The organism is Streptomyces sp. NPDC031210, assembly GCF_055570395.1.
Map to the genome: position 1 here is coordinate 91163 of NZ_JBVIHH010000007.1, position 15011 is coordinate 106173.

Here is a 15011-nt window from a genome sequence, read left to right on the forward strand (position 1 = left end):
AGCGTCCGCGGTGCGGCGCCCCGCCGAAGTGTCCGGTGGCCGGACAGGCGCGGGCCGGGGGGGCGGCAACCCCATTGGCGGTACCCGCCCGGCCGCCCAGCGGGTACTTGATGGTCTGCACGCGCGCGGGTCCGGTGCGACCGCGCGGCCGGGGGCCTCGACGCGGGGGAACGAAGGAGCTGAGCGGGACATGGAACGGAACGCACCATTCGTCATCGCCGGGGCGGGCCTGGCCGGCGCGAAGGCGGCGGAGACGCTGCGCGCGGAGGGCTTCGACGGGCCGGTCGTCCTGCTGGGCGCCGAGCGCGAGCGTCCCTACGAGCGCCCGCCCCTGTCCAAGGGCTATCTGATGGGCACGACCGAGCTGGAGAAGGTCTACGTCCACCCGCCCCACTGGTACGACGAGCACGACGTCGAGCTGCGCCGGAACAGCGAGGTCACCGCGATCGACCCCGCCGCGCACCGGCTGACCCTCGCCGACGGCGGCGAGCTGCCCTACGCCAAGCTGCTGCTGGCCACCGGCGCCGCCCCGCGCCCGCTCCAGGTGCCGGGCGCGGAGCTGGAGGGCGTCCACTATCTGCGGGATCTGGCGGACAGCGACGTCCTGAAGGAGACGTTCCGGTCCGCCACCCGCGTCGTGGTGGTCGGCGGCGGCTGGATCGGGCTGGAGACCACGGCCGCGGCGCGCGCCGCGGGCGTCGAGGTGACGCTGCTGGAGGCGGCCGAGCTGCCGCTGCTGGCCGTGCTCGGCCGGGAGGCCGCGCAGGTCTTCGCCGACCTGCACACCGCCCACGGTGTCGATGTCCGCTGCGGCGCCCGGATCGCGCGGATCACCGGCGCCGCCGGGCGGGCGGACGGGGTGCTCCTGGCCGGCGGGGAGCGCGTCGGGGCGGACGCCGTGATCGTCGGCGTGGGCGTCGCACCCCGCGTCGGACCGGCGGCCGCGGCGGGTCTGGAGGTGGACAACGGCGTCCGTGTCGACGCGCGGCTGTGTTCCTCGCATCCCGACATCCACGCCGCCGGCGACGTGGCCAACGCCTACCATCCGCTGCTGGAGACGCACGTGCGCGTCGAGCACTGGGCCAACGCCCTCCACCAGCCGCGGACCGCGGCCAAGGCGATGCTGGGCCAGGACGTGCGCTACGACCGGCTGCCGTACTTCTTCACCGACCAGTACGACCTGGGCATGGAGTACACCGGGTACGCCGCACCGGGCGGCTACGACCGGGTGGTCTTCCGCGGTGACACCGGCGCCCGCGAGTTCATCGCCTTCTGGCTCTCCGACGGCCGGGTGCTGGCCGGGATGAACGTCAACGTCTGGGATGTCACCGACCCGATCCGGGACCTGGTGACGGGCGGGCGCCGGGTCGACCCGGACCGACTGGCCGATCCGGCGGTGCCGCTGACCGAGGTCGAGGAGGGCGCCGGCCCGGCCGCGTGACGCGGGCGGGCAGGAATGTGATCTTGCCTCTTTTACGGGGGCGAGCCCGGGGCAGGCGGCCAGGAGGCCGGACGTCGCGTACCGGACGCACCGGTCGGACACGGCACACATGCGGCCGGCACGGACACGAGGACCGAAGCCGGCACGAACACGAGGACCGAAAGGCGGCAGCACATGACGACGCGACCCGGACCCGACGCACCCGAACCCGAACCGAACGAGCCGAAGCCCCTACCGCGCGACCCGCACCAGCCCGAGCCGGAACGGGAGGAGCCCGACCAGGCTCCCCAGGAGCCGCCCGGCGCCGTACCGGGCGACCATCCCGCCCCCGAACCGCCGGACTGACCTGCACGGCTGACGGCCGCGCGGCGCGGCCCGCGTCCGGTTGCACGCGGGGCGTGCCCGGCGCAAGGTGGGTATGCCGCCCGGCCTAACAGTGCGGGCAGGGCCCGCCGGACGGCGCGCCCGTGCCGCCCGGCCTGCGGGGTGAGTGATGACGGCGCCGCGGACGGCGCGCGATCGGCTTGCCGGTCGCCTCGTCCCGCCACGTCCGCCGCAAGCGCCCCGGTTCGGCCGCGCCCACCGCACGCCGGTACTGCCGTCCCGGTCATCCGGGCTGACGTCGGGAGAGGACCGCATGCTGCTGCCGGACAAGAGGGTGCTCGCCTCGCTGCTACGCCGCTACCGCGCCTGGGAACGCCTGGTGCTGGCCAAGCCGCACGACGCCGAGCGGCGGCGCCGGCTGGAGGACGTCGCGTACACCCTGTGCGTGCTGATGGGCCGCCGCACCGCCCGTGAGGCGATCATCGCGGCGGAGAGCTACCTCGGCTCGTCCCGGAACGTCTCGCGGCCCCGCGACATGGCCGCCCGGAAGACCGAACGCTGACCGCGCAGCGGCCACCCGTCCCGCCGGCTCCCGCGCGCCGTGGTGCCCGGACCGCCGCGCCGCGGGTTTCGCGGGGCGGCGTTTCGCGGTCCGCGCTTCTCGGTCCGCGGGTTTCGCAGGAGGACGAACGGCTAGGGGTATTCAATGGTGCAATTCGGCTACACGATGATGACCGAGCAGGCCGGCCCCCGTGAGCTGGTGAGCCACGTGGTCGGCGCCGAGCGCGCCGGCTTCGACTTCTCGGTCACCTCCGACCACTACTTTCCCTGGCTCGCCTCCCAGGGCCATTCCCCCTACGCCTGGAGCGTGCTGGGCGCCGCCGCGCAAGCGACGTCCCGCATCCCCTTGATGACGTACGTGACGTGCCCGACGACGCGGTACCACCCCGCGGTGGTCGCCCAGAAGGCCGCGACCATGCAGTCGCTCTCCGAAGGGCGCTTCCGGCTCGGCCTCGGCTCGGGCGAGAACCTCAACGAGCATGTGGTGGGCCGCGGCTGGCCCGCCGCGCCGGTGCGGCTGGAGATGCTGGAAGAGGCCCTGGAGATCATCCGTGCCCTGTTCGGCGGGGACTCGGTGAGCTTTCGCGGCACCCACTTCGACGTGGAGCACGCCAAGCTGTGGGACCTGCCCGACGATCCGCCGCCGATCGGCGTGGCCGTCTCGGGTGAGCGGTCCTGCGAGATCGCCGGCCGGCTCGCGGACGCGGTGATCGCCACCGAGCCCAAGAGCGGACTGCTGGCCTCCTTCGACCGGCACGGCGGCGCGGGCAAGCCGCGTATCGGCCAGCTTCCCGTCTGCTACGACCCCGACCGCGAGGCCGCCGTCGAGCGGGCCCACGACCAGTTCCGCTGGGCACTCGGCGGCTGGCGGGTCAACGCGGAGCTGCCGGGGCCGGCCGGGTTCGCCCAGGCCACCGAGACCGTGCGGCGGGAGGACGTCGCCGAGGCCATCCCCTGCGGCGACGATGTCGGCCGTTTCGTCGAGGCGGTACGCCCCTACGTCGACGCGGGGTTCACCGAGATCGCCCTTGTCCAGGTCGGCGGCGGCCACCAGCAGCCGTTCCTGGACTGGGCGGAGAACAAACTGCTGCCCACGCTGCGCGATCTGTGAGGAGATGAGCATGCGCGACGCCGGAACAGCGGCGGCGAACCCCCTGGACGCGGCGGAGCTGGAGGAGCTCGACGCCCACTGGCGCGCCGCCAACTACCTCTCGGTCGGCCAGATCTATCTGATGGCCAACCCGCTGCTGGCAGAGCCGCTGCGCCCCGAGCACATCAAGCCGCGTCTGCTGGGCCACTGGGGCACCTCGCCCGGCCTCAACCTCGTCCACACCCACCTCAACCGCGTCATCGCGGCCCGCGACCTGGACGCCCTGTGCGTCTGGGGTCCCGGCCACGGCGGTCCCGCCGTCGTCGCCAACTCCTGGCTGGAGGGCACCTACTCCGAGACGTATCCGGACGTCAGCCGGGACCGGGCGGGCATGGAGCGGCTGTTCCGGCAGTTCTCCTTCCCCGGCGGCATTCCCAGCCACGTCGCACCGGAGACGCCCGGCTCGATCCACGAGGGCGGCGAGCTGGGCTACTCCCTCACCCACGCCTACGGGGCGGCGTTCGACAATCCGGACCTGCTCGTCGCCTGCGTCGTCGGTGACGGCGAGGCGGAGACGGGCCCGCTCGCCGCCTCCTGGCACGCCACCAAGTTCCTGGATCCGGTGCACGACGGCGCCGTCCTGCCGATCCTGCATCTCAACGGCTACAAGATCGCCAACCCGACCGTGCTGGCCCGTATCCCCGAGGAGGAGCTGGCCGCGCTGCTGCGCGGCTACGGCCACGACCCGGTCTTCGTCGGCGGCGACGACCCGGCGGCCGTCCACCAGGCCCTGGCCGCCGCCATGGACACCTGCCTGGACCGGATCGCCGACCTCCGGTCCCGGGCCCGCGAGCGGGGCTCCACCGAGCGGCCGCGCTGGCCGATGATCGTGCTGCGTACGCCCAAGGGGTGGACCGGTCCGCACGAGGTCGACGGGCAGCCCGTGGAGGGCACCTGGCGCGCGCACCAGGTCCCGTTGTCCGAGGTGCGCGAGAATCCCGCTCACCTTCGGCAACTGGAGGCGTGGCTGCGCTCCTACCGGCCGGAGGAGCTGTTCGACGCGGCGGGCCGGCCGCGCCCCCAGGTGCTGGCCCGGGTGCCCGAGGGGGCGCGGCGGCTGGGCGCCTCGCCGCACGCCAACGGCGGTCTGCTGCTGCGGGATCTGCCGATGCCGCCGCTGGAGCGGCACGCGGTGGAGGTCGACAAGCCCGGCACCCTGACGCACGAACCGACCCGGGTCCTCGGCGGCCTGCTGGAAGCCGTCATGGAAGCCACCGCCGAGCGCCGCGACTTCCGCGTCGTCGGCCCCGACGAGACCGCCTCCAACCGCCTCCAGGACCTCTACGAGGCGACCGGCAAGGCGTGGCAGGCGGAAACCCTCGGCACCGACGAGCACCTCGCGCGGGACGGCCGGGTGATGGAGGTGCTCTCCGAGCATCTGTGCCAGGGCTGGCTGGAGGGCTATCTGCTCACCGGGCGCCACGGGCTGTTCTCCAGTTACGAGGCGTTCGCCCATATCGTCGACTCGATGGTCAACCAGCACATCAAATGGCTGCGGACCTCCCGGCGGTTGCCCTGGCGGCGGCCCATCGCCTCGCTGAACTACCTGCTCACCTCGCACGTCTGGCGCCAGGACCACAACGGCTTCTCCCACCAGGACCCCGGCTTCGTCGACCACGTCCTCAACAAGAGCCCCGAGGTGGTGCGGGTCTACCTCCCGCCGGACGCCAACACCCTGCTGTCGGTGGCCGATCACGCGCTGCGCAGCCGCGACTACGTCAATGTGATCGTGGCCGGCAAGCAGCCGGGCTTCGACTGGCTGACGCTCGACCAGGCCCGCGCCCACTGCGCGCGCGGGGCCGGCGTCTGGGAGTGGGCGGGCACCGAGGACGGCAGCCGCGACCCCGATGTGGTGCTGGCCTGCGCCGGGGACGTGCCCACCCTGGAGACGATGGCCGCCGCGGACCTGCTGCGCCGTCATCTGCCGGAGCTGGCGGTGCGGGTGGTCAACGTCGTCGACATGGCGCGGCTGCTGCCGTCGGGGGAGCATCCGCACGGCATGCCGGACGCGGAGTACGACGCGCTGTTCACCCGGGACAAGCCGGTCGTCTTCGCCTACCACGGCTATCCCTGGCTGATCCACCGGCTCGGCTACCGCCGCGCCGGGCACCCCCATCTGCATGTGCGCGGCTACAAGGAGGAGGGCACCACCACCACGCCCTTCGACATGGTCGTCCGCAACGATCTCGACCGGTACCGCCTGGTGATGGACGTCATCGACCGGGTTCCGGGCCTCGGGGTGCGCGCCGTGGCGCTGCGCCAGGCGATGGCGGACGTCCGTACCCGCCACCACGCCTGGATCCGCGAGCACGGCACCGACCTGCCCGAGGTCGCCGACTGGACGTGGACCGGATGACGTCGCCGGCGGGGCGGTAGGGGCCGCCGCTGCCGCCCGTCGGAGTAACGCGCGGCGCGGTGACCGGGCCGCCCCGGCCCCGCATGTGAGCCTGAGGCCGGGGTACCCGGGCGGTCAGGAGGTGGCCAGATGCGTCAGTGGATCGCGGCGGGCGCCGAACTCGTCGGCTGGTGGGCGGTGTTGACGGGCCTGTGGCTCGTACTGATCAGCGACGTCGGCACACTGGAGTGGCCGGTCGGCGTCGCCTGCGCTCTCCTCGCCGCCTGCGCGGCCCGCGGGGCGAGGCGCGCGGTCGGCGACCGGTGAACGGCTGGACCGCGGCGGGCACGGCGCTGCTGGTGTGCGGTGCCGCCCCCGCCGGGTGGGGTGCGGCCGGCGGCCCGGTGTGGCGCCGGATCCCCGCGCAGAACGCCGTGACGACGCTGCTCGCCCTGGTCTTCCTGCTGCTGGCCCAGGGCTTCGACCGGCCCTCCTACGCCGACGCGGCCCTGATGCTCGCGGTGCTCGGACCCGCCGGCACGTTGCTCTATGTGCGGCTGCTCGCCGACGAGTTGGCCGCCGCCCCGCCGCGGGCCCGCCTCGTACGCGCGCTGACGCTGGTGTGCTACGCCGCGGTGCCGCTGGTCGTGCTGCCCCTGTGCGTGGTCACCGGCGCCGGCCGCGCGTCGATGAAGCTGCTCGTCATCGGGGTGCTGCTGGTGCTGGGCAGCCGGGTCGCCGCGCGGGGTGTCACCGCCGCGGGCGCCGCGGAGCACGCCCCGGACGCGGCCGCGGACGGGACACGCGATGACTGACCCGCCGCTGCTCGCCGCCCTCGTCCTGGTGGCCGTGGCGGGGACCACGGCGGTGCTGGTGCGCGATCCGGTGCGCCAGTCCTTCACGCTGTCCCTCCTCGGCCTGTCCCTCGCCCTGTTGTTCCTGCTGCTCCAGGCGCCCGATGTGGCGCTGTCCCAACTGGCGGTCGGCTCCGCGCTGACCCCGCTGATGATGCTGCTGTCCGTGCGCAAGGTGCGCCGCAGGGCACGCGAGAGGCGCCGCGGGGAGGACCGGTGAACATGACGCTGCGGCGCTGGGTGCTGGCCCTCGGCGGGCTGGGGACGGCCGTTCTGTTCGCCACCGCCTGCTTCGCCCTGCCCCGCTTCGGCGGGTCCTGGCACCCCTACGGCGACCGGGCCGTACGGGCCGCGCTGGACCGGCGGACCGCCAACGCCGTCGCCTCCGTCAACTTCGACCAGCGGGCGTTCGACACGCTCGGCGAGGAGACGATCCTGTTCGGCGCCGTGCTGGGCACCGTCGTCCTGCTGCGGCAGACCCGCGACGAGGACCGGCTGCCGCCCCGGCCCGCCCGGGTCGCCCGGCCGGTGCGCCGCTACGCGCTGCTCGCCCTGCCCGTCACGCTGCTGATCGGCCTGTACATCGTCGCGCACGGCCAGCTCAGCCCCGGCGGCGGCTTCCAGGGCGGGGTGGTGGTCGCGACGGCGCTGCATCTGCTCTACATCGCCGTGGACTACCGCGCCCTGGAACGGATCCGGCCGATCGGCGCCTACGAGGTCGCCGACGCGGCCGGCGAGGCGGCCTACCTCCTGGTGGGCGCCGGCGCGCTGGTGGCCGGCTCCGCCTTCCTCGCCAACCGGCTGCCTCACGGCACCTTCGACACCCTCTCCTCCGGCGGCACCGTGCCGCTGCTCAACGCCGCCATCGGTGTCGAGGTGGCGTCCGGGGTCGTCGTGCTGCTGGCCCGCTTCCTGGACCAGGCCGTCGAGATCGTGAGCGGCGACGACGAGGCGGACGCGGAAGAGGGGGCCGTGCCGTGAGCGTGCTGCCGTTCCTGGTGGCGGGCTGGCTGTTCCTGGCCGGCTGCTACGGCCTGGCCACCAGCCGCAACCTCATCCACGCCGTGGGCTGTCTGGCGGTGTGCCAGTCCTCGACGTACGTGCTGCTGCTCGCGGTCGGCTACCGCGCGGGCGCCACCGCCCCCGTCTTCTCCGACCTCCGGCCCGGCACCCGGGCCGTCGTCGACCCGGTCGTGCAGGCCCTGGTCCTCACCGATGTCGTGATCGGGGCGACCGTCACCGCGCTGCTGCTCTCGCTGGTCATCCAGATCGCCAAACGGCACCGGACCGTGGACCCCGACGAGCTGTCGGAGCTGCGGGGGTGAACGTCGAACGGACGCTGCCGCTCATCGTGGCCGGGCCGCTGCTGGGGGCGGCGGTGCTGGTCGGCGCGGGCCGGCGGCTGCCGCGGTACGCGGCCGAGGTGCTGGGGTGCCTGTTCTCCGGAGCCGGTGCGGCGGCGGCCCTGCTCGCGCTCGCCGGGTCGCCGGCGGGCGGCGGGCGGCCCGCCGAGTGGCTGGGCGGCTGGCGGCCGCACGGCGGGGCGGGCGTGGGCATCGTGCTCGTCGGCGACCGCGTCGGGCTGGGTACCGCCGCGCTGGCCTCCCTGCTGGTGCTGGCCGCCCTCGCCTACGCCTGGCGGTATTTCGACGAGCCACCGGCCGGTCACGCGGGTTCCTTCCCGGCGCTGGTGCTGCTCTTCCAGGGCGGCATGTGCGGATTCGCGCTGACCGGCGACCTGTTCAACGCGTTCGTCTTCTTCGAGCTGATGAGCGTCGTCGCGTACGCGCTGACCGGCTACCGCGTCGAGGCGGCCCGCGCGGTGCAGGGCGGCCTGGTCTTCGGTCTGGTCAACTCGGTCGGCGGGTACGCCATGCTGCTGGGCGTCGGCCTGCTGTACGCCCGGACCGGCGAACTCGGCCTCGCCCAGATCGGCGTACGCCTCGATGCCCGCCCGGGCGGCCCGGACGCCCTGGTGACCGCCGCCTTCGTCCTCGTGCTGACCGGCCTGCTGGTCAAGGCCGCGGCGGTGCCCTTCCATTTCTGGCTCGCCGACGCGCACGCGGTGGCCCCGACGCCGGTGTGCATGCTGATGTCGGGGGTGATGGTGGAGCTGGGCCTGTACGGCGCGGCCCGGGTCTACTGGACGGTGTTCGCCGGTTCCGGCGGCGTCCCGGCGCCCGACGCGCACCGCGCGCTGCTGGCACTGGGCGCGCTGACCGCCGTGCTGGGCGCGGTGATGTGCCTGTTGCAGCGTCACCTCAAACGGCTGCTGGCCTATTCCACCGTCGCGCACACCGGACTGTTCCTCGTGGGGCTCGCGGCGCTCACGCCGCAGGGCGTGGGTGGCGTCCTCCTCTACGTCCTGGCCCACGCGGGCGTGAAGGCGGCGCTGTTCGCCTGCGTGGGCATCCTCCTGGACCGGTTCGGCAGCGTGGACGAGCATCAGCTCCACGGCCGGGGGCGCGGACTGACGGCGGTGGGCGCGCTGTTCACCCTCGGCGGGCTGGCCCTCGCCGGGCTGCCGCCGTTCGGCACCGCGCTGGGCAAGGCCGTCACCGAAGAGGCGGCCGGCGGCTGGACGGTGGCGCTGTTCGTCCTAGTGTCGGCGGCCACCGGCGGCGCGGTCCTGCGCGTCGCGGCGCGGGTGTTCCTGGGGCTGGGCCCCCGTCCGGCCGGCGCGCCCGGGGAGACGACCGGCCGGCGGGAGGAGCCGGAGACCCGCGGCGGGCTGCTCTCCCGCATCCCGGACACCATGCTCACCGTGCCGGCGGTGCTGCTCGCCGGGGCGCTCGCGGTGGGGCTGGTGCCCGGTCTGCGGCGTGCCGTCGGCGAGGCCGCCGACGCCTTCGCCGACCACACCGGATACGCCACCGCCGTACTGCGCGGCGCCACCGCACCGCCGCCGCCCACTCCCCCGCCGCACTGGTCGGCGGCCGGCGTCCTGTGGGGTCTGCTGGCCACCGCCCTGGCCGCGGGCGTGGCCCTGCTGGCCGTGCACCGCCCGCCACGCCACGAGCCCGCCCGGTGGACCGTTCCGCTGCGCCGCCTGCACTCCGGCCATGTGGGCGACTACATCGCCTGGTTCCTGGCGGGCATCACCCTGCTGGCGGCCCTGGTCGGGTGAGGCGGGGCGGCACGGCGGGCCGTCCACGGGCCTGCCACGCCGGGCGGGATCGGCCGACCGGCCGACCGGCTGTCCGGCCCTCCGGACGGCGGACGGAGTTACTTGTCCGCCAGCACGTCCTCGACGACCGACTTGTCCAGGGCCGCCCGGACGAGCGCCGAGGCGAAGGCCGCCGCCTCGCCCTTCCCGACCAGCCGGGCCAGCTTGCCGCTGTCGTCCGGCAGGCCCAGCCGCTGCGCGCCCTGGAGGGCCTTGGCGTCGATGCGGGGGGCGAGGCCGGGCCAGACCTCCTGCACCTCCCTGAGGAAGATGTCCGCGCCGGCGGGACCGAGGCCGGGCACCTCCTGGAGGGCCTCGCGCAGCGCCCCCACGTCCCCGCCCGCCGCGTCCCGCAGGCGCCGCAGGTCACCGCCGTACTTGTCCTGGATCAGTTCGGCGCCGTCGCCGAGCTGGGTCGCGGTGCGCTCGTCGTAGCGCCGGTAGCCGCCCTCGCCCAGGGCGTCGACGCGCTGCTGCCAGGTCGCGTCCGCCATCCGGCGCGGGGTGCGCAGGCCCACGTCGAACAGGGCCCGGGCCGCCGCGACCGCGACCGAGGCGCGAATGCGGGCACTGAGCAGCACGGACAGGAGCAACGCCTGGTACAGCGGCTGCGGAGTGTCCCGCAGCCGGATACCGGCTTCGGCGCAATACGTCCGGCCGTGCTTGTCCAGCAGCGCCCGGGCGACGTCCTTCTGCCTGCCGGACTGCCTGCCGGTAGACGTTCCGACCATGGTGAACCTTCCCTTCCGGCTCGCCCGTCCGCCGTTCTCCGTTCTCCGCCCCTTCCCCAGGGTCCCCGGTCCGGGGAGACGGAAACAGACGTCGCCTTCTCGGCGCGGGCGCCTCGGGGCGTGTGCGATGCGGGTGTGTGCGGTGCGGGTGTGTGCGGCCGGTCCGGGGGAATACGTTCGCGTCGGCTGTCCGGCCGCTCGTGGACCGGACATGAGAACCGATCACGGGAGGGACGACTCTTGTCACGGCAGGTCGAGGCCGCGCGGCGCCAGGGTGAACGACCGGCGCGGGACGCCGGGGGCGAGGACGCCAGGACCGCGGTCACCGTGGTCGTCGCGCTCGGCGCCAATCTCGTCATCGCGCTCGCCAAGGCGGTCGGCGGTGTCCTCGCCGGGTCCCCGGCGCTGCTCTCCGAAGCCGCTCACTCCGTCGCCGACTCCCTCAACGAGGTCTTCCTGCTCGCCTCGCTCAAACGGAGCGGCCGCGCCGCCGATACCCGGCATCCGTTCGGCTACGGCAAGGAGCGCTACTTCTGGTCCCTGCTGGCCGCCGTCGGCATCTTCGTCATGGGCGGCTGCTTCTCCTTCTTCCAGGGCTTCGAGGCGCTGCGCTCGGGCCGCTCCGAAACGCCCGCCGGCTACCTCGCGGGCCTCCTCGTGCTCGGCGTCGCCCTGGTCGCCGAGGGATCCTCGCTCGTCCGGGCGCTGGTGCAGGTCCGCGGCCAGGCGCGGCGGAGCGGCCGCTCCCTGCTCACCGCGATCCGGGCGGGCGAGGACCCGGCGCTGCGAACGGTGCTGGCCGAGGATTCCACCGCCTGTTTCGGGGTGCTGGTCGCCATGGCCGGAATGGCACTGCACATGGCCACCGGCGAGGTGCGGTACGAGGCGTGGGCCTCGCTGCTCATCGGCGCCCTGCTGGTGTACGTGGCGTACCAACTGGCCAAGGAGTCGCGCGGGCAGCTCATCGGGGAGGCCGCCGACCCCGCGCTGCGCAAGGCGATGCGGGAGTTCCTCGACGAGCAGCCCGAGATCGACACCGTGACCGTGCTGCTGTCGATGCGGCTGGGCACCGACTCGACGCTGGTCGCGGCCCGGATCGATCTCGTCGGCGGGCTCGACAGCGAGGAGGTCGAGGACGTCCTGGTGCGGGTGAAGAAGCAGCTCCGGGAGCGGTGGCCGGTCGCCGATCAGATCTTCCTCGACATCACGGACGCCTCGGACGGGGACCGGGCGCGGGCCCGGCGGGAGCGGCTGCGGCTCGACCGGACGGTGGCGGCCGCCACCGAAGACACGACGGCAGAAGACGCGTCCGCGGAAGGCACGCCCGCCGACGGCTCTTCCCGCGGTTGATCGAGTGTCACCGCAGTCGATCGAGCCGTCGGCGCGCGGCGTTCAGGGAACGGCCGCGGCCGGGCACCTCGGCCCAGGGGTCCGACCGGGCCTGGCGCAGGATGCCCGCGACGTCGTGCAACGACCAGCTCCGAGCGGTGAGTTCGGGGTCGTCCAACTGCCGCCGGCTGATCGGCGCGGCGACGGAAGCGCCCGGCGCGGCGCGGACCGACCAGGGGACGACGGCCGTCTGCGCGTAGGCGTTGCGCTGTACGTCGAGGTAGAGCCGGCCGGCGCGGGCGTCCTTGCGTACGGCCGTCGTGAGACGGTCCGGGTGCCGCTCGGCGAGCAGCTCCGCCACCTCCCGGGCGAAGGCGCGGGAGGCGTCGAAATCGCTCTTGCCGTCCAGCGGCACGGTGACGTGCAGGCCCTTCGACCCGGTGGTCATCAGCATCGCGGGCAGCCGGAGCGCGTCGAGCAGCTCGCACAGCCACCGGGCGGCTCGACGTACCGCGTCGAAGTCGCGGCCCGGCGGGTCCAGGTCGAACACCAGGCGGTCGGGGTGGTCGGGCCGGTCGGCGCGCGAGAGCCAGCGGTGGAGGGTCACACACGCCTGGTCGGCGAGGAAGAGCAGGGTCGCCGTGTCGTCGCAGACGGTGTGGGTGACGGTGCCGCCCTCCTTGGCGAGGGACGCGCGGCGGATCCAGTCGGGGTAGTGCTCGGGCGTGTCCTTCTGCATGAAGTGCGGCCCGTCCAGGCCCCCGGGCAGCCGCTCCAGCATCAGGGGCCGCCCGCGCAGGTGCGGGAGCGCGGCGCCGGCCACCTGCCGGTAGTAGTCCACGAGATCGGCCTTGGTCAGCTCGTCGTCGGGGAAGAGCACCTTGCCGGGCCGGTGGATTTCCAGGGTGCGGCGGCCCGCGCGCACCCTTTCGGTGTCCGCCTCCCGGCCGGTCCTCGTGTCCGCCTCCCGGCCGGTCCTCGCGTCCGCCTCCCGGCCGGTCCTCGTGTCCGCCTCCCGGTCTGTTTCGGTGTCCCTCATGCGGTCGGGGGTACCCGCTCGCCGGGGCCGTACTCTCCGCGGCCGGCCGCCGACACGTCCGGGACGGCCGCCCGCGTCGCGCGGTGGCCCGGGCCGTCGCAGAGTGAGTGAAGGAGTACGCGGGACACCCCGGCCCGTGCGCCGCCCCGCCGCGCCCACCGGGCCCGGACGCCTCAGGTCCGTCCGCCTCGGGCTCGTCCGCCTGGAGGCATGGAGACGTGCCGCACGGGAATCCGAAGGGGTCGAGGGGCGGGGAACGCCCGGCAACCGGGTGACCGCGCCACGGACGCGTTTCCGCCTCCCTGTCCGTACCGGCGAGAGGAGAACGACATGACCGTGCCACAGCCCCCCGGCCCGCCCGGGCCCACCCGTCCGGACCCCGTTCCGCCCACTCCGGGCCCGGGGCCCGGCCCGCCCGGACCGACACCGGGGCCGGGCCCCGGCCCGGTGCCCGCTCCCGGGCCCGACCCGGTGCCGCCCCCGCCGCCCCGGCCCGAACCGGACCCGGTCCCGCCGCGTCCGACGCCCCCCACTCCGGGGCCCGAACCCGGCCCCGCACCCGATCCGGTCCCCCCGCCACACACCGACGCGCCCCCGACCACCTGAGGCGCTCCGGCGCGGGAACGGCGATGGCCGAGGTCTCCGCACGCTGCGGAGACCTCGGCCACGCACCACTCCACAGCCGAGACTTCGTAAAACCCCTGCCGGCCTGGGACCGGCCGTTTCACCAGTAGTGCCGTCGCCCGAAGACCGCGTGTCCCAGCGAGCCGAGCAGCCACAGGATGGCCCCGACGGCTACCAGGATGATTCCGATGGTCCACAGGACGGCGACGTCCGCGACGAATCCGATGATGAGGAGAATGATCCCGAGAACGATCACGGTGTGCTCCGATCTCGAATGAAACACCTCAAAACACCCTCCTCCACTGTGATCCCCGCACGCGGCAACGGCAAGTGCCTGCCGGCCGCGGAACGCGCGGGCGCGGGGGAGGAGGTCCGGGATGTGCGCGGGGGCCGTCCCGCCTAGCATGGACCGCATGCGCCCCACGGCGAAGTTCTCCATCAGCTTCGGCCTGGTCACGATCCCCGTGGCGGCCTACAACGCCACGGACGACTCGGCCTCGGTCTCGTTCGTCCGCATCCACACCGAGGACGGCGGCCGGGTGCGCAACCAGCCGGTCTGCTCGCTCGAAGGCGTCGAGATCTCGCCGGACGAGATCGGCCGCGGCTACAAGCCCGACGGCGACACGGTCGTCCCGCTGAGCGACGAGGATCTGGAGGCGCTGCCGCTGCCGACCGCGAAGACGCTGACGATCCTGGCGTTCGTGCCCGGCGGCGACATCGATCCCCTTCAGATGGGCAAGGGCTACTACCTGGGCGCCGACGGCGCGGCCGCGGCCAAGCCGTACGTGCTCCTGCGCGACGCGATGGAACGCCACCAGCGGGTCGGGCTCGGCAAGATCGCGCTGCACGGCCGCGAGACGCTGGCGGTGATCCGCCCGGTCGAGGGCACGCTCGTGATGCAGGTCCTGCTGTGGCCGCACCAGATCCGCCCGATGGAGGGCGTGCTGCCCGAGCGGGAGGTGGATGTCGCCGAGGACGAGGTGGAGGCGGCCGAAACGCTCATGGACACCTTCGGCGAGCTGTCGGAGGAAGACGTGCACGATCACTACCGCGAGGCGCTGGAGGAGATCGTGGCGGCGAAGCTGGCCAACCGGGAGCCGTCCTTCGAGGAGGGTGAGGAACGGCCCGCCCCGGAGGTGATGGACCTGATGGCCGCCCTTCAGGACAGCGTCCGGGCCGCCAAGCGGTCGCGTGGCGAGGAGGACGAGGCCGGTGCGGGAGCCGGGGGTGGCAAGGCGGCCACCGGTTCAACGGCGAAGAAGGCCGCGGGCCGCACGCCGAAGGCGGCCGGCGGCAAGAAGTCCACCAGCACCGCGAAGAAGACCACGGCCAAGAAGGCGACGGGCAAGCAGACGGCCGCCGCGAAGAAGTCCGCCGGCAAGGGGCGCCGCGCGGGTTAGGGCCCGCCGCGCGCCGTACCGCGTGCCGTACCTCAGGACATGAGGCCGCTGCCTTCG

16 protein-coding genes are annotated in these 15011 nt (G+C 74.1%); 13 read left to right on the forward strand and 3 right to left on the reverse strand.

The window, feature by feature from the left end; translation table 11 throughout:
* The first annotated feature begins 190 nt into the window (after positions 1-190).
* From ACZ45Z_RS15010 to ACZ45Z_RS15060, 11 genes are all read left to right on the forward strand, one after another.
* Entirely contained in the window at positions 191-1441 is a 1251-nt protein-coding gene (locus ACZ45Z_RS15010; RefSeq protein ID WP_468361880.1) for an NAD(P)/FAD-dependent oxidoreductase, read from the forward strand.
* 174 nt (positions 1442-1615) lie between these two features.
* Positions 1616-1786, forward strand: coding sequence for a hypothetical protein (locus ACZ45Z_RS15015; protein ID WP_468361883.1), 171 nt, complete (start codon positions 1616-1618; stop codon positions 1784-1786).
* Positions 1787-2078: 292 nt separating this feature from the next.
* On the forward strand, positions 2079-2327 hold the full coding sequence (locus ACZ45Z_RS15020; protein WP_468361886.1) for a DUF5133 domain-containing protein: 249 nt from the start codon (positions 2079-2081) through the stop codon (positions 2325-2327).
* Between the two features lie 144 nt (positions 2328-2471).
* Positions 2472-3437, forward strand: coding sequence for an LLM class F420-dependent oxidoreductase (locus ACZ45Z_RS15025; RefSeq protein ID WP_468361889.1), 966 nt, complete (start codon positions 2472-2474; stop codon positions 3435-3437).
* Positions 3438-3447: 10 nt separating this feature from the next.
* Positions 3448-5832, forward strand: a complete 2385-nt coding sequence (locus ACZ45Z_RS15030; protein WP_468361892.1) for a phosphoketolase family protein — start codon at positions 3448-3450, stop codon at positions 5830-5832.
* A gap of 129 nt (positions 5833-5961) precedes the next feature.
* Positions 5962-6138: a hypothetical protein gene (locus tag ACZ45Z_RS15035; protein WP_468361895.1), complete on the forward strand. Its 177-nt coding sequence runs from the start codon at positions 5962-5964 to the stop codon at positions 6136-6138.
* A complete protein-coding gene (locus ACZ45Z_RS15040) occupies positions 6135-6626 on the forward strand; it encodes a monovalent cation/H+ antiporter complex subunit F (RefSeq protein ID WP_468361898.1) in 492 nt (163 codons plus the stop codon). The genes ACZ45Z_RS15035 and ACZ45Z_RS15040 overlap by 4 nt, the downstream gene beginning before the upstream one ends.
* Positions 6619-6885 carry a hydrogenase subunit MbhD domain-containing protein gene (locus ACZ45Z_RS15045; RefSeq protein ID WP_468361901.1) on the forward strand — a complete coding sequence of 89 codons (267 nt, stop codon included), beginning with the start codon at positions 6619-6621 and terminating at the stop codon, positions 6883-6885. The genes ACZ45Z_RS15040 and ACZ45Z_RS15045 overlap by 8 nt, the downstream gene beginning before the upstream one ends.
* A 2-nt stretch (positions 6886-6887) precedes the next feature.
* Positions 6888-7646, forward strand: coding sequence for an MnhB domain-containing protein (locus ACZ45Z_RS15050; RefSeq protein ID WP_468362357.1), 759 nt, complete (start codon positions 6888-6890; stop codon positions 7644-7646).
* Positions 7643-7990, forward strand: coding sequence for a sodium:proton antiporter (locus ACZ45Z_RS15055; protein WP_468361904.1), 348 nt, complete (start codon positions 7643-7645; stop codon positions 7988-7990). Before ACZ45Z_RS15050 ends, ACZ45Z_RS15055 begins: the two co-directional genes overlap by 4 nt.
* Positions 7987-9792 (forward strand): complex I subunit 5 family protein, encoded by a 1806-nt coding sequence (locus ACZ45Z_RS15060; protein ID WP_468361906.1) that lies wholly within the window; start codon positions 7987-7989, stop codon positions 9790-9792. Before ACZ45Z_RS15055 ends, ACZ45Z_RS15060 begins: the two co-directional genes overlap by 4 nt.
* Before the next feature lie 98 nt (positions 9793-9890).
* Here ACZ45Z_RS15060 and ACZ45Z_RS15065 read toward each other — a convergent pair whose 3' ends face one another.
* Complete coding sequence (locus tag ACZ45Z_RS15065) at positions 9891-10562, reverse strand: endonuclease (protein ID WP_468361909.1); 672 nt, start codon at positions 10560-10562, stop codon at positions 9891-9893.
* Between the two features lie 240 nt (positions 10563-10802).
* Between ACZ45Z_RS15065 and ACZ45Z_RS15070 the strand changes: the two genes are divergently transcribed.
* The gene (locus tag ACZ45Z_RS15070; RefSeq protein WP_468361912.1) at positions 10803-11912 is read left to right on the forward strand and encodes a cation diffusion facilitator family transporter; all 1110 of its coding nucleotides are present in this window, start codon (positions 10803-10805) and stop codon (positions 11910-11912) included.
* 7 nt (positions 11913-11919) lie between these two features.
* Here the strand turns inward: ACZ45Z_RS15070 and ligD are convergent, their stop codons facing one another.
* Both ligD and ACZ45Z_RS15080 read right to left on the reverse strand, forming a co-directional pair.
* Positions 11920-12930, reverse strand: coding sequence for a non-homologous end-joining DNA ligase (gene ligD / locus ACZ45Z_RS15075; protein WP_468361915.1), 1011 nt, complete (start codon positions 12928-12930; stop codon positions 11920-11922).
* Between the two features lie 724 nt (positions 12931-13654).
* Positions 13655-13810 (reverse strand): DUF6131 family protein, encoded by a 156-nt coding sequence (locus tag ACZ45Z_RS15080; RefSeq protein ID WP_468362359.1) that lies wholly within the window; start codon positions 13808-13810, stop codon positions 13655-13657.
* 157 nt (positions 13811-13967) lie between these two features.
* Between ACZ45Z_RS15080 and ku the strand changes: the two genes are divergently transcribed.
* Positions 13968-14954: a non-homologous end joining protein Ku gene (gene ku, locus ACZ45Z_RS15085; RefSeq protein WP_468361918.1), complete on the forward strand. Its 987-nt coding sequence runs from the start codon at positions 13968-13970 to the stop codon at positions 14952-14954.
* The last annotated feature ends 57 nt before the right edge of the window (positions 14955-15011 follow it).

Excerpts from the sequence above, each read along its gene's own strand:
- ACZ45Z_RS15010 (WP_468361880.1), top strand. The coding sequence starts at position 191 with ATGGAACGGAACGCACCATTCGTCATCGCCGGGGCGGGCCTGGCCGGC.
- ACZ45Z_RS15015 (WP_468361883.1), top strand. The coding sequence starts at position 1,616 with ATGACGACGCGACCCGGACCCGACGCACCCGAACCCGAACCGAACGAG.
- ACZ45Z_RS15020 (WP_468361886.1), top strand. The coding sequence starts at position 2,079 with ATGCTGCTGCCGGACAAGAGGGTGCTCGCCTCGCTGCTACGCCGCTAC.
- ACZ45Z_RS15025 (WP_468361889.1), top strand. The coding sequence starts at position 2,472 with ATGGTGCAATTCGGCTACACGATGATGACCGAGCAGGCCGGCCCCCGT.
- ACZ45Z_RS15030 (WP_468361892.1), top strand. The coding sequence starts at position 3,448 with ATGCGCGACGCCGGAACAGCGGCGGCGAACCCCCTGGACGCGGCGGAG.
- ACZ45Z_RS15035 (WP_468361895.1), top strand. The coding sequence starts at position 5,962 with ATGCGTCAGTGGATCGCGGCGGGCGCCGAACTCGTCGGCTGGTGGGCG.
- ACZ45Z_RS15045 (WP_468361901.1), top strand. The coding sequence starts at position 6,619 with ATGACTGACCCGCCGCTGCTCGCCGCCCTCGTCCTGGTGGCCGTGGCG.
- ACZ45Z_RS15050 (WP_468362357.1), top strand. The coding sequence starts at position 6,888 with ATGACGCTGCGGCGCTGGGTGCTGGCCCTCGGCGGGCTGGGGACGGCC.
- ACZ45Z_RS15065 (WP_468361909.1), bottom strand. The coding sequence starts at position 10,562 with ATGGTCGGAACGTCTACCGGCAGGCAGTCCGGCAGGCAGAAGGACGTC.
- ligD (WP_468361915.1), bottom strand. The coding sequence starts at position 12,930 with ATGAGGGACACCGAAACAGACCGGGAGGCGGACACGAGGACCGGCCGG.
- ku (WP_468361918.1), top strand. The coding sequence starts at position 13,968 with ATGCGCCCCACGGCGAAGTTCTCCATCAGCTTCGGCCTGGTCACGATC.